The 13,148-nt window shown below is 65.6% G+C and carries 10 protein-coding genes; all 10 read right to left on the reverse strand.

The annotated features are described in order from the left end of the window. Positions 1 to 239: 239 nt before the first annotated feature. The gene (locus OU419_RS27315) at positions 240 to 1,625 is read right to left on the reverse strand and encodes an OprD family porin (RefSeq protein WP_254475372.1); all 1,386 of its coding nucleotides are present in this window, start codon (positions 1,623 to 1,625) and stop codon (positions 240 to 242) included. A gap of 700 nt (positions 1,626 to 2,325) precedes the next feature. Continuing rightward, positions 2,326 to 3,441: a polysaccharide biosynthesis/export family protein gene (locus OU419_RS27320; RefSeq protein ID WP_254475374.1), complete on the reverse strand. Its 1,116-nt coding sequence runs from the start codon at positions 3,439 to 3,441 to the stop codon at positions 2,326 to 2,328. A gap of 42 nt (positions 3,442 to 3,483) precedes the next feature. Beyond that, the gene (locus OU419_RS27325) at positions 3,484 to 4,884 is read right to left on the reverse strand and encodes an undecaprenyl-phosphate glucose phosphotransferase (RefSeq protein ID WP_254475376.1); all 1,401 of its coding nucleotides are present in this window, start codon (positions 4,882 to 4,884) and stop codon (positions 3,484 to 3,486) included. Between the two features lie 110 nt (positions 4,885 to 4,994). Continuing rightward, positions 4,995 to 5,870, reverse strand: coding sequence for a glucose-1-phosphate thymidylyltransferase RfbA (rfbA, locus tag OU419_RS27330; RefSeq protein WP_254475379.1), 876 nt, complete (start codon positions 5,868 to 5,870; stop codon positions 4,995 to 4,997). 39 nt (positions 5,871 to 5,909) lie between these two features. Beyond that, entirely contained in the window at positions 5,910 to 7,001 is a 1,092-nt protein-coding gene (locus tag OU419_RS27335) for a glycosyltransferase family 4 protein (protein ID WP_254475381.1), read from the reverse strand. Positions 7,002 to 7,017: 16 nt separating this feature from the next. Then, on the reverse strand, positions 7,018 to 9,642 hold the full coding sequence (locus OU419_RS27340; protein WP_254475382.1) for a hypothetical protein: 2,625 nt from the start codon (positions 9,640 to 9,642) through the stop codon (positions 7,018 to 7,020). Beyond that, the gene (locus tag OU419_RS27345; protein WP_254475384.1) at positions 9,611 to 10,846 is read right to left on the reverse strand and encodes a glycosyltransferase family 4 protein; all 1,236 of its coding nucleotides are present in this window, start codon (positions 10,844 to 10,846) and stop codon (positions 9,611 to 9,613) included. The genes OU419_RS27340 and OU419_RS27345 overlap by 32 nt, the downstream gene beginning before the upstream one ends. Next, positions 10,843 to 11,841: a glycosyltransferase gene (locus OU419_RS27350; protein ID WP_254475387.1), complete on the reverse strand. Its 999-nt coding sequence runs from the start codon at positions 11,839 to 11,841 to the stop codon at positions 10,843 to 10,845. Before OU419_RS27350 ends, OU419_RS27345 begins: the two co-directional genes overlap by 4 nt. 34 nt (positions 11,842 to 11,875) lie before the next feature. Beyond that, on the reverse strand, positions 11,876 to 12,382 hold the full coding sequence (gene rfaH / locus OU419_RS27355; RefSeq protein WP_254475389.1) for a transcription/translation regulatory transformer protein RfaH: 507 nt from the start codon (positions 12,380 to 12,382) through the stop codon (positions 11,876 to 11,878). Continuing rightward, positions 12,379 to 13,140, reverse strand: a complete 762-nt coding sequence (locus OU419_RS27360) for a WbqC family protein (protein ID WP_254475391.1) — start codon at positions 13,138 to 13,140, stop codon at positions 12,379 to 12,381. Before OU419_RS27360 ends, rfaH begins: the two co-directional genes overlap by 4 nt. Positions 13,141 to 13,148 lie beyond the last annotated feature (8 nt).

Here is a 13,148-nt window from a genome sequence, read left to right on the forward strand (position 1 = left end):
CCATCCTACGGTTACGGCGAGCTTCGGTTGCTGCGTGCACTCCTACGAGGCCACCCGGCTGATCCGCAGGAGCAATTGCCTGGCAGGTTCGTAGGATGGGTGGAGCGAAGCGATACCCATCGAGCATCGCGCACTGAGCTGATTGTCTGCGAGCCCCCAACAAGAGCACCCTGCAAAAGCCGCCCGCAAAAAAGCCGCCGCCTCTCACGAGGTCGGCGGCTTCTGTTTGCCCCGGATGCTTACAGCAGCGGGATGGTGTAGCTGACGATCAGGCGGTTCTCGTCCTGATCGCGCTGGGTGGCGGTGCCGGGCTTGCCAGCGGAGCTGTCCGGCAGGCCGCTGCGCAGGGCCGCGTTACGCCAGGTGAAGCCCAGGCCCTTGAAGGTGCCGTCCGGGATCACGTAAGCCAGGGAGATATCACGCTCCCACTCGCTCTTGTCGCCGTACTTGGTATCGATGTTGTCGCCGTGCAGGTAGATGGTCTGGAAGGTCAGGCCCGGCAGACCGGCCTTGGCGAAGTCGTAGCCGTAGCGGACCTGCCAGGTGCGCTCGCCGGCGCGCTGGAACTTGCCGATCTGCACGTCGGTGATCAGGTAGGCAGTGGAGCCTTCGCCGTCGCCACGGTTGAGGAACGGGAAGTCGCTGTCGCCGTTGAGCACCTGGTAACCGGCGCCGAAGCTGTGGCCACTGACGGAGTAGGTGAACAGACCGCTGAAGGCGCGGTTGTCCACTTCGCCCTTGGTGGTGTTGCCGCCGTAGTAGCCGCTGCTGACATAGCCGTCGGCACGGCCGGAGGAGCTGCCGTTCTTGCCATCGGAGCTGCTGTCGAAGGCGCGCAGGTCGGTCTTCAGGACGCCCGGGCCGATAGCCCAGTTGTGCTGCAGGCCGAGGAAGTGCTGCTGGTAGAAGTCGGTGAGCTGACCGTAGTAGTACTGCAGGGTCAGGTCCTTGTTCAGCTTGTAGTCGCCACCGGCGTAGTAGAACTTGTTGCTGTCGCGGGAGCTGAGGCTGGAGCCGTTGGCGCCAGCGATGCTCAGGCTGCGGTTGTCGGTGGAGTTGCGGCCCTTGGAGTGCTCCAGTTGGCCGGCTACCAGCGAGAAGTCCTTGAGGTCGGTGGAAGCGACCTGGCCGCCTTCGAAGGTGACGGGCAGCAGGCGGCCGTCGTTGTACGTCACCACCGGCAGCTTGGGCTGCAGGGTGCCGTAGCGGAATTCGGTATTGGAAACCTTGGCCTTGGCGGTCAGGCCCAGGCTGCTGAAGTCGTTCACCGCATCGCCGTTGCTCTTGGACGGGAACACGGTGCCACCCTGTTGCGAAGCCGACTCGTAGTGCTTGGCGCCGCTGCTGTCCAGGCGCACACCCAGCAGGCCCAGCGCATCCACGCCGAACCCTACCGTGCCTTCGGTAAAGCCCGAGCTGTAGTTCAGCAGGAAGCCCTGGCCCCATTCTTCCTGCTTGTTCGGGTCGCTGGTGCCGTTACGGTTGTCGCTGTTGATGTAGAAGTTGCGCAGGGTGAGGTTGGCCTTGCTGTCTTCGATGAACCCGCCGGCGACGGCCGACTGAGCGAGGCTGGCGGCAGCGATGGCGAGCGCCAGGCTCGATTGCGTGAGAGTGCGGCTTTTCATTGGAATTTCCCCATTTTATTGATCTTGGAAAACAGGCCATTCACGACGGCGACGAATCCCCAGCGAATCCGTCCGAATGGCAAACAGCGGCCTCGGCGCGGCGTGAGCACGCACGCGGGCATCCGGTATTCGGAGCTGGTGGAGTCCCTCTAGTCGGGGACGATGCGCAGGCAGGCGGAGAGAGATACGGCAGAGAAATGCAGTGGCATGGTTCGGTACTCGTGTCTTGTTGTCGTGGCGAAGCTGCAGGCTCGCGCCCACTGCCAAGGCAAACCCCAGGCCAACCGGCCTCATGTGCCCGACAACCCCGCGCGGCCTGCCCCGGCTCTCGTTCCAGAGCCACTTCCCCAGGCAAGACCAGCGGAAAACCGCCACCGTCCCCTACCTTGCTGGCGGATTACCGCCACTCCTCCGTGCCTTCCGATACAGCCAGCGGCAACGCTGGGCAACGATAAGACAAGCGTTATAAATCCAAAAAGAATTAATTCTTAATATGTAATTCTATTAAGGAATATAAGAGATCGAGCGTACCCCATGACACACGCGGCAGGATCGTGTCGCCGGCAAAAAGAAACCCGCCAACGCTGCAACGTTGGCGGGTCATGGGCATTGCTAGGGGAAACGCCCACCAAAAGGGTAGAGCGTCCGCACGGACGGGCGAACCCGTCCGGCGTCTTGCGAAGGCTGGGTCGCGAGTGCCTCAGCGGCCCACTGCGGCGCTGGTGCTTACGATGTTGGCCGACGGCAGCAACTGGCTGATGAAGCGGTTCCAGCGGGTGATGTTGGCCGGACCGATGAACACCACGTCCTGCGGCTGCATGGCGAACTCCTTGGCCAGCGCATAGGCGGTCGGGCGCTTGGCTTCCAGGTGGAAGACCTGTGCCTGGAACGCGCCCTGAGCACTGGCGGTCTGCTGCGGGTTGCCACGAATCACGTAGACCGAGTCGCCATCGGAGGTTTCCGGGGCCAGGCCGCCGGCGTTGCCGAGCACTTCGAGCAGCGACAGGCCGGTAGTGCGATAGGTGACTACCTGCGGCCGCTCCACTTCGCCCACCACGTAGACCTTCTTGCGGTCGTTATAGGGCAGGTGGATCTGGTCGCCGTTCTTCAGGTAGACGCCGCTCAGGGTGGAGCCGGTGCGGTTGAGCGCATCGACGTCGATCACATACTCGCGGCCGTCACGCTTGAGGGTCAGCCCCGACAGATCCGCCTCGCCGGCAATCACGCCAGCCTTGCTGACCGCCTGCACCAGCGTCGTCGGCGTATTGTTCAGCTCGACCTGGCCGCCGTTCTGGAAGGCACCGGAGAGCACCACATGCTGGCTGGCATAGCGCAGCACGGTGACGTCCACCTGCGGATCGACGATACCCTTCTTCCCGAGCTGGCTGGCCAGGCGCGAGCGCAACTGCGCGGGAGACTGCCCCTCGGCGCGCACCACCCCCGCATAGGGGAAGAAGATATTGCCGTCGGCGCCGACCACGCGGCCGTTGGCTTCCATCTGCTGGGTCGAGCCGGGACTGGTGAGCTCCGGGTGATCCCAGACAGTGACCAGCAGGACATCACCCGCGCCGATCAGGTAGTCGTTCTGCGGCGGACGGTAGTTGAGCAGCTCCGCAGGCACGCCGGGCAGGCTCTCGCGGGTCGCTTCCTGGCGTTGCAGCACCTGGGGCGTGATGGGCACCAGAGTGATCTGCATCCCCTCCTTCTGTGCCTCGCGTTGAATATCGGAATCCGTCATGTGCTGACCGGGGGAGAATACACAGCCTTGTAGCGCCAGACTGCCGACAACAAGACCGAACACGAACAGATTTTTCATGGCGATCCTTCCTTGAAGCAGGGTGTTAGGTAGGAGACAGATTCAGAACGCATTGCGATGAACGAATCCCTTGAAGAGGGTCAGCAAGACGATTTTCAGATCCCACCAGACGGACCAGTTCTCAATGTAATCAAGGTCGTATTCGATGCGTTTCTGCATCTTTTCCAGGGTGTCTGTCTCGCCTCGCCAGCCGTTGACCTGCGCCCATCCGGTGATACCGGGCTTGACCTTGTGACGCAGCATGTAGCGGCTGACCTGGCGGCGGTACTGCTCGTTGTGCGCCACTGCGTGAGGCCGTGGGCCAACCACCGACATATCGCCCCGGAGGACATTGAAGAACTGCGGCAGCTCATCCAGTGAAGTCCGTCGCAGGAACGCGCCCAGGCGAGTGACGCGGCAATCGTTGCGCGAGGCCTGAGTGACCTCGGCACCATCCTCCATGACCGTCATGCTGCGGAACTTCCATACGCGGATCGGCCTTCCGTCCATCCCGTAACGGGTCTGGCGGAACAGCACGGGGCCGCGCGAGGTGAGTTTCACCGCCACGGCAATCAGCAGCATCGGCACCGACACCAGCAGCAGGATCAGCGAAGCGAGGGCAACGTCCTCGATGCGCTTGAGCACCGCGTTGGGCCCATCCATAGGGGTGTCGAAGATGCTGATGGTTTCCAGGCCGTTGATGCTCTCGCTGCGCGCGTGCAGCAGATCGAACATGAACAGGTCGGGAATCAGGTAGACCGACACCGTAGTGTCGGACAGTTCGCGAATCAGCTCGTTGAGCAGCGGCTCGCGGGACAGAGGCAGAGTCAGGTAGACCTTGTCGATCTGGCCGGCGCGCGCCGCCTCGATCAGCGCCAGGCGGCCGCCCTTCACCGGCACCCGCTGGTCCAGCGGCATCTGCTGCGGGCGGTCATCGTAGAAGCCCACCAGGTGCAGGCCCATCCACGGCGCATCGAGGATGGTGGCCGCCAGCCGCGCACCGATTTCGCCGGTGCCGTAGATAGCGACATTGCGGCTGTTCAGGCCGTGCCGTCGCGCCAGGCGCAGCAGGACACGCAGCAGCAGGCGATAGCCGCACATCACCAGCAGCGCGATGGCGAACCAGGCGAAGCGGCGGCCGTCGGTGAGCACACCGTGGCGCAGCGCGACGTCCAGCAGCATCACCGCGAAGAACGACAGCGACCAGTAGCTGGTGACGAGCAACGACTCGCGCAGCATCGACTCGCCGCGCCAGGAGCCATACAGCCGGTTCAGCTCGCCGAGCCAGCCGAACAGCATCACGCACAACAGAACCGATACCCAGACGCGGGAGTCCGGCATGCCGCTGCCATCGCTCAGGAGAATCGCCCCACTCACGACGATGACCAGCAGATCGAGCAGCCGGTGAGCCAGTGCGAGAAGCGACTGGTTGGCCCGCAAAATTCCCTTCGATCGAATGGACATGGAAAAACCTCACAACGTTCGACGCCCATCCTGGCGTCGCTGCCACCCAAGGCAGACAGGTCGGTGATGCACCGCCGCGGCCGACCGGCCAGACATGCGGCAGACGGAGTTCATGGGCGGGCGTCCAGCAGCAGTTGCTGCAGATAGCGCCCGTAGCCGGTCTTGCCCAGGCGCTCGGCCTGAAGGGCCAGACGCTCGCTGGAAAGCCAGCCCTGCTGGAATGCGATTTCCTCCAGGCAGGCGACCTTCAGCCCCTGCCGTGCCTCGATGGTCTGCACGAAGTGCCCTGCCTCCATCAGCGACTCGTGGGTTCCGGTATCCAGCCAGGCGAAGCCGCGCCCCAGCAGGCTCACGCGCAGCTCGCCAAGGGCCAGGTAGGCGTTGTTGACGTCGGTGATCTCCAGCTCGCCGCGCGCCGAGGGACGGATGTTCCTGGCGATCTCCACCACGCGGTTGTCGTAGAAGTACAGGCCGGTTACCGCATAGTTCGAACGCGGGGCGCGAGGCTTCTCCTCGATGGAAATCACCCGCCCGCCGTCATCGAACTCGACCACCCCGAAGCGGCCCGGGTCGGCCACCTGGTAGCCGAACACCGTGGCGCCACGCTCCCGCGCGGCGGCCTCGCGCAGGGTGGCGGTGAAGCTCTGGCCGTAGAAGATGTTGTCGCCCAGCACCAGGCACACCGAGTCGTCGCCGATGAACGACTCGCCGATCAGGAATGCCTGCGCCAGGCCATCCGGCGACGGCTGTACCGCGTACTGCAGACGCACGCCGAACTGTTCGCCATCGCCCAGCAGGGCGTGGAAGTTGGGCAGGTCGGCAGGCGTGCAGATCAGCAGGATGTCGTCGATGCCGGCGAGCATCAGCACCGACAGCGGGTAATACACCATCGGTTTGTCATAGATCGGCAGCAGTTGCTTGGACACCCCGAGCGTAATGGGGTGCAGCCGGGTGCCGGAGCCCCCGGCGAGGATGATGCCTTTCATGGAACTTGCCTCCTTGGCGGACGGACCCCTGGGTCCGCACTACTCGAGTGGATCGAAGCGCGGCAGGTAGTCCGCGCGGTCGGCGAGAAAGGTGTCGATCAGGCTGGACAGCCGCAGGGCTGACAGATCCCACGAATACCGTAGGAAGTTCTCCAGCCCGGCGCGGCGCAGGCTGTCACGCAGCTCGCCGTCCAGCAGGACGCGGCGCATCGCCTCGGCCAGCGCCTGGGTGTCGCGCGGGTCGAAGTACAGCGCCGAGGCGCCCAGCACCTCGGGGATCGACGCGCTGCTGGCGGCGATCACCGGGCAGCCGCACGCCTGCGCCTCCAGCGGCGGAATGCCGAAGCCCTCGTAGAGCGATGGGAACACGAACGCCGCCGCCCCCCGGTACTCCTCGATCAGTCGTGTGTCGTCGATGCGGCCGAGCCAGCGCACTCGCTCGCCCTGGCCGCTGGCCTGCAAACGGCAGTCGGCGAAACTGCGGCCGGCGGAGCCGACGATGTGCAACTCGACATCCAGGTCATGCAGCAATCCGAACGCCTCCACCATCCGCGCGAAGTTCTTGTGCGCCGCCTGCGACGACACCGCCAGCAGGTAGGGCCGCGCGGGTGTGGCCACGGCGGCGGAACGAAACTCGCCGGAGACCGCATTGCCGATGACATGGATGCGCTGCTTCGCAAAACGGTAGTACGAGGCTATTTCCTGGCGGGAGAACTCACTGACGCTGATCAGCGCCAGCACCCGCCTCAGCATCAGTGGCGTCAGCACGCGATACAGCGCGCGAAAGCGCCAGGAAAAGCTCTCCGGGTGGCGCACGTAGGCGATGTCATGGTGGGTCGCCAGTTGCCGCCCGTAGGCCAGCGGTGCGGTGTTGCACAGCGACACCAGCAGCGGCCGGCCATTGCGCGCCAGCCACAGCGGCAGGTCGACCTGTTCCCAGAGATGTCCGCGGTTGCGGCCGATGCGCTCGACCCGCAGTTGCCGGGCAACGTCCTCGCGGACCAACGGGCCGGGCGGCGCAACGAAATGCACGTCGCTGCGCAGACGCGCCAGCGACAGGGAGATCTGCTCGGCGAAGCGCTGCACGCCGCTCAGTTCCTGGGATAGAAAACGCGCGTTGATGACGATCATGGAGAAACCCTCCGGGTCAGCGCAGCGACAACTGATAGCCCGAGGCGCTGCGCAACAGCGTCGGAGCGCTATCGATGGGAATGCTGGCCTGGCACGCACCGCCGCCCTCAGGGCAGTCCCAGGGGACTTTCCGGCCCTGGCTGGTGCTGACGCCGTCGAAGTCCCGCAAGCGCCAGATGGTGTCCGACCCGCTGGGCTGGCTGGTGATCTTCAGGTTCTGTTCATGGCCCAGCGTCCACGCCACCAGCACCTCGTCGCCTGCCTTGGCGAAGCGCAGCAGGTAGACATCCGGGTCCTGGCTGGGCACCCGGCCGACGAAACGGTAGTGGCCGATGATCCCGGCGACGCTGGCCATCGCGTGGTAGGCCGGCTTGGCCTGGCCACTGGCGCCGAGCAGGCCGAAGTTGTGTTCCATGTCGCGGCGGTCGATGCCGTCGTCCACCAGGTCGTACCACCAGGAACCTTTCACGTTCGGCAGGCTGCGCAGCAGGAAGTAGGCGCGCGCCAGGTAGGCCGCCTGGCGTTCGCGGCTGATGCCGCAGGCACCGTCGTGGGCCGGCCAACTGAACTCGGTGAAGTACATCGGCACCGGCTTGCCGGCGACCTGTTCGAAGCGCTGGTCGACGCCCTTGAACCATTCCAGCCAGTTCTCCGGCGTCGACAATTCACCCTCGCAGTACACCGAGGGATGCAGCGACAGCCCATCGGCCACCTCCAGCAGGCCACCGGTCAGCAGTCGCTCGGCGAAGCCCTGGCGGATACCGCGCAGCGTCACCGCGCCGGCGATCACCTTGGCTTTCGGGTCTTCTTCGCGGATCACCTTGGCGGTGGCGCGAACCAGGGTCAGGTAGTCGTCGCTGAAGTCCTTGTCGGTGGGGTTTTCCACATCCCATTCGTTCCAGACTTCATAGATCGCCACCTGCCCCTTGAAACTGCGCACCACGTGGCGCACGTAGCGCAGGAACGCATCGCGGGTGGCGTCGTCGCGCGGCTTTCTGCTGCCGTAGAACTGGTTTTCCAGCCCCAGGATCAGCAGCGTGTCGATGCCCAGCGCACGGGTGCTGCGCATCTGCGCGCGCCAGCTTGCCGGAATCGACAGCACACCGGGCCGGACTTCGACACTGGACCAGAAGGCGTCGTCGCGGAACGACCGGATGCCAGCTTCTGCGGCCAAGCGATTGATCCCGTCGCGATTGCCCGGGCGCTCGTTCTGATGAGTGCTGGCGCCGACAATGAACTCCGCCTCGCCGAGGTCCGCCGTGGCGGTCTCCTTGGCCAGCGCCGATGGCGAGTGGCCCGCCATGCCCAGCAGCACGGCGCCGCCCAGCAACAGACTCAGCACACGCCCCACGCCCTGCAGGCGCCAGGCTTGCGGCGCCGGCGGGGTGATGGCTTCGTCCGGCAGGCGCAGGGCGCGACCGATGGCCAGACCGAGGAACAGGCTGGGCACCTGCGCTTCCAGCACATCGCTGGTCCACCCCACCAGCAGGACGCAGTAGGCGATTCCCAGCAGCGCGCGCGCCTCGCCGCCCGGCTGGCGCTGCAAGCGCATCAGCATCGGCAGGGCCAGCACATACAGCGCCACACCAGCCACACCGAACAGGCACCAGAGATAGAGCAGCGAATTGTCCGCCACCGCGAGCTGCTCGACGCCGAATATCGGAAACGCCCCGTAGGCGCTGCCGGTCATGCCCAGGCCCGCGCCGGTGTACGTCCAGCCGTTGTAGTCGATCACCCGGATCAGGTTGGGCCAGGTGCTGACCAGGCGATCCACCATCGAACCGATCAGGCTGTCGCCGGAAGAACTGACCACGTAGGGATCGACGCCGACGAGCAGGCCATAGAGCGGCAGCGCCAGCGCGCCGAGCACCACCACCAGGGCCGCCAGCAGGAAGGCCAGGCGCTGGCGGGCGAAGCTCATCACCACCAGGGCGACGAGGAAGGCCCCGGCAGAAGATTTGTTGGTAGTGAGCACGATGCCGGCCAGCGCCACCAGATAGATCAGCCCGCGCAGCAGCAGCGGCAGGCGGAACGAACCCAGGTACAGACTGAAGATCGCCAGCATGATCGCCAGGCTCGACGACATCCGCGAGAAGCCGGCGATGCGGTCCAGACCGTAGGCGCTCCAGGCGCGGTTGCCGCTGATCTCCACCCCGCCCATCGAGTAGGTGTAGCCCTTCCAGGACACCGTGGTGAGCAGGTCCAGGGCTATGCCAGCCAGCGAAGCCGCGAGGCAGAAGGCGATCACCCAGCCAACAGTCTTGCGGTGCATTTCCAGGTAGCTGCCACAGAGCAGGCCGAACAGCAGCGGCGCGTAGATGAACACGCTGAAGGCACCGGCCTTCCACTCCGCGCCATGCAGGTGGCCGACCAGCAGCGAGGCCAGCGCCAGCAGCAGCAACAGCCACAACCCGCGCTGCTGCGGACGGGTGATCAGTTCCCAGGCCACCGCCACCATGCAGGCGACCTTCGGCAGGTAGACCAGGGCCGACAGGCCCGACTGGTCGGCATAGAAACGCAGCGCGCCGCTGAAAGTCTCAACCAGCAGCAGCGACACCAGCACCGCCAGCGCCAGCAGCGAGCGGTCGAAGGTCACCCCGCGGGAGGGCTCAAAGCGTGGAAACGGGGATTGCAGATCCATGACGGACTCCACGGTCGAGCAGGGTATGGCGCAAGAGGGCTTCGTATTCGTCGAGCATCCGCTCGACGCTGAGCATCGATTCCACGCTGGCCCGTGCGCGCGAGGCCAGCCCCAGGCGCAAGCCCGGGTCCTGCGCCAGGCGCTGGATCGCATCGCGCAGGGAGTCGGGCCGGTCAGGCTCGCAGAGCAGGCCGTTGAATTCGTCGCGGACGATTTCCACCAGCCCGCCACGCGCCGAGGCGATCACCGGTACGTGATGGGCACAGGCTTCCAGCGCCACCAGGCCGAACGGTTCCTGGCTGAGCGTGGGAACCACCGCGACATCGATGGTGCGGAAGAAATCCCCCGCCTTGCGGTAGCCCACGAAATGCACGTGCCGGGGATCGGCCCGCGACTTGAGGGCGTTCACGTACTCGGCATCGCCGCGCCCGGCGATCAGCAGCGACGCATCGCAGCGAGTCTCCTGGAAGGAGTCGATCAGCCATTCCAGCCCCTTGTTGGGCGCCAGCGTGCCGATGAAGCCGAAGCGCAGCGGCCGATGCGCCGCCACCACCGCCGGCTCGTCGTTCTGCGGGGCGAACGGCGAAGCGTTGTAGATCACGTGGGGCCGGCTGTCCCGGAAATAGCCGGCATCCAGCAGCACGTCGAGCTGGAAGCGGCTGACGCCCACAACCACATCGACCGTCGCCGAAGCCTTGGCATGGGAGCGCCGCAGCAGCGCGCAGGAGCCGCATTGCTGCTCGCAGTGGCGGCCCTTGTTGAAGCGCATCCCGCGCGGGCAGATGAGGTACTGGTCATGGAGTATCTGCACGATGGGCAATCCGGCATCGCGGATCGCGTCCCACACGGCAATCGACCAGCCCGACAGGTTGTGGCACACCACCACATCCGGCTCGCTCTGCTCCAGCACATCCGCCAACACCTCGCGCATGCCCCGGTTGTAGCGGTCGAGCGCGTGCCAGGCCAGGCGCAGCAGCGGACCGGGGCGGCGTCCGGAAAACGGCCAGTAGAGATTGCGCATCCCGGCGCGCAGCACCGGCACACCATTGAGCGACTCGCTCTGCACGCCGGATTCCGGGCCGGTGCTCAGCACCTGCACCTCATGGCCGCGGCGCTTGAGACCCTCGACCATCGACTGCAGCATCACCTCCGCGCCGCCACCGAAGTAAGGCGCGTACAGCGTGTTGAGGAACAGAATCTTCATAGCGGGTACGCCCTGCTCATGCCCAGCGCGCCGGACTCGCCGTCACGGATGGCACGCAGCAGCAGTTCAAGGCGCCCCTCGCGGCCGTGCCGGCGGGCGAAAAAGTGCAAAAGGCGCAGGAACACCCAGCGGTTGAAGCGGTACATCAGCGGCGAGCGCACCCAGAGGTTCTTGTCGAACCACGCCTGGTTGCGTGCGGCGTAGTACGCGCGCAGATCGGAGCTGCCCAGCAGGTAGGTTTCATAGATGTTCGAGGTGCGCTCCTTGATGTTCCAGGAGTGTTCCAGGTCGTCCAGCCCGGCCTCGGGCACGAGGTACAGGTGCCCGCCCGTGGCGTTGATACGGAAGGTGTATTCGGTGTCGTCCGCATACAGCACCAGCTCTCGGCGCGGCAGGCCGATGCGCTCGATCAGTTGCCGGTGCGCCAGCAGCCCGCCGTAGTAGGCGAATGGCAACTCCAGCAGCGGCGCCACCGGGCGCGGGCGCGGCCTGCCCCACGGGGTACGGCGCCAGAGCTTGTAAGGCAACTGGTGGACATGGAAACCGAAATAGCTGGAGCGCGGCGGCGTAATGAAGCGGCTCGGCACCCCGGCGACGACGTCGGCCTGATGTTCCGGGCGAAAGCCCAGTACCGCCGTACGGTCGGCGCCGTGGTGCTGCACGCACTCCAGCAGACGCTGCTTGAGCAGAGGGAACGAGCCCGGCGCCGGCGCGTTGTCGTCGTCCATCAGCCAGATGTATTCGCAACCGGTCTTGAGCGCCGCCTCGATGCCCACGCAGTAGCCGTTGGCCGAGCCGGTGTTGCTGTCCAGTTCGATCACCTGCACGCGGTTGGGCCAGAGCATGAACAACTGGTCCAGCTCGGCCACCGAGGCGTTGCTGACGACGATGGCGCAAGCGATGTCCTTCTCGCGGAAGGCGCGCGCCAGCAGCTCTTCCAGGTACTCCAGGCGGTCGCCGTAGGTCAGCGTCACCAGCACGGTCGATGCGGTCATGATGCGGGGCTCTCCTTCGTCCTTCATCGGGCGCTCAGGCCCGCCATCCTTCGCCATCGGCCGCCGAAAGACGGCTCAGTGGCACACGCACGCGCTGCTCGCGCTGCAGCAGGTTGAGCAGGATCAGCGCGCGCTCGGCGCCGTCGTCGCAGAGGAAGATCGCGTCCACTTCGCAGGCACCGGCGCAACGCACCCGCACCGTCTGCCCATGCTGGAAGCGCGAGGCCGGACGCTCGGGCAGCGCCAGCAGACGCCGGCGGATGTCCTCCACCAGCTCGTCGGCCACCGGCAAGGGCTGCGGGCCGAAGCTGACGATGCGCGACACCCCCCGGGTGGAACGGATCGGGAACCAGTTGTCGTGCTGCTGATCCAGGCGGATGAACAGGTAGCCGGGGAACAGCGGCTGCGGCCGCGCGCCCTGCCCCACCACCGGGCGGTAGCAGGCGAAGCCCTGGCGCGCCAGGTTCTCTTCGGCGCGCAGCTCCTGGTGCGGTTTGGTCTGGATCAGGTACCAGCGGTGCAGCGGTTCGGTGGCGCTCATGATTCGTACTCCTCGACACCAGGCCGGACGACGACAGGGGACGGCGCCGGGCGATCGACGGAATAGCGGCCGAGCAGGCGCCGCATTTCGTCCGGCTGGTTGAACATCAGCACGTCGATGATCGACAGGCTGGGCACGAAGTTGTCGTCGAACTGCCGGTAGCTGAACTCGTCCATGCGCAGGAAACGCAGCTCGACGCCGTGGGAATGGAAGACATCCGGCGAGTACAGGTGCCGGCCGCCCTCGGGGTTCAGGTAGACATTGCCGCCGCTGCGCTTCACCACGTGGATCAAGCGCTGCTCGCGGTCGATGTCGCCGGCCAGGCCCATATCGGAGAACCGCGCTATCGGCGTATCGATCTCCAGGTAGCGGCAGATGCGCCGGATCGAATGCTCGGTGAAGTGCGCCAGGTTGCGCTCCGGGTTTTCGAGGATCTCCTCCACCAGCGGGAACACCTGCGCGTAGCACGGCGCCCGGTGGTAGGCGTGGCGGATGGTGTGCAGCAAGCGCTGGCTGGTGAGCCGCATCTGCTCGCTGAGCAGCCTCTGGTTGATCGCCTGGCTGCGCGAACCCTGCTCCAGCGGCACGCTGAACTGCCACGGGCGACCACCGACCAGCAGCCGGTTGCGATTGATCCAGCCACGCCGGGTGTACTGCAGGCTGTCGCCGAGAATGAACAGGCTGCTGGCGGCGATCAGTTGGAAGTACCCCAGGTAGGGGAACAGGTACGGCTGCATCAGGCTGACGATGTGGACCATGATTTCAT

The organism is Pseudomonas triclosanedens, from assembly GCF_026686735.1.
Lineage (GTDB): Bacteria > Pseudomonadota > Gammaproteobacteria > Pseudomonadales > Pseudomonadaceae > Pseudomonas > Pseudomonas triclosanedens.

Coding starts and splice junctions, on each gene's coding strand:
- OU419_RS27315 (WP_254475372.1), bottom strand. CDS start 1,625: ATGAAAAGCCGCACTCTCACGCAATCGAGCCTGGCGCTCGCCATCGCT.
- OU419_RS27320 (WP_254475374.1), bottom strand. CDS start 3,441: ATGAAAAATCTGTTCGTGTTCGGTCTTGTTGTCGGCAGTCTGGCGCTA.
- OU419_RS27325 (WP_254475376.1), bottom strand. CDS start 4,884: ATGTCCATTCGATCGAAGGGAATTTTGCGGGCCAACCAGTCGCTTCTC.
- rfbA (WP_254475379.1), bottom strand. CDS start 5,870: ATGAAAGGCATCATCCTCGCCGGGGGCTCCGGCACCCGGCTGCACCCC.
- OU419_RS27335 (WP_254475381.1), bottom strand. CDS start 7,001: ATGATCGTCATCAACGCGCGTTTTCTATCCCAGGAACTGAGCGGCGTG.
- OU419_RS27340 (WP_254475382.1), bottom strand. CDS start 9,642: ATGGATCTGCAATCCCCGTTTCCACGCTTTGAGCCCTCCCGCGGGGTG.
- OU419_RS27345 (WP_254475384.1), bottom strand. CDS start 10,846: ATGAAGATTCTGTTCCTCAACACGCTGTACGCGCCTTACTTCGGTGGC.
- OU419_RS27350 (WP_254475387.1), bottom strand. CDS start 11,841: ATGACCGCATCGACCGTGCTGGTGACGCTGACCTACGGCGACCGCCTG.
- rfaH (WP_254475389.1), bottom strand. CDS start 12,382: ATGAGCGCCACCGAACCGCTGCACCGCTGGTACCTGATCCAGACCAAA.
- OU419_RS27360 (WP_254475391.1), bottom strand. CDS start 13,140: ATGGTCCACATCGTCAGCCTGATGCAGCCGTACCTGTTCCCCTACCTG.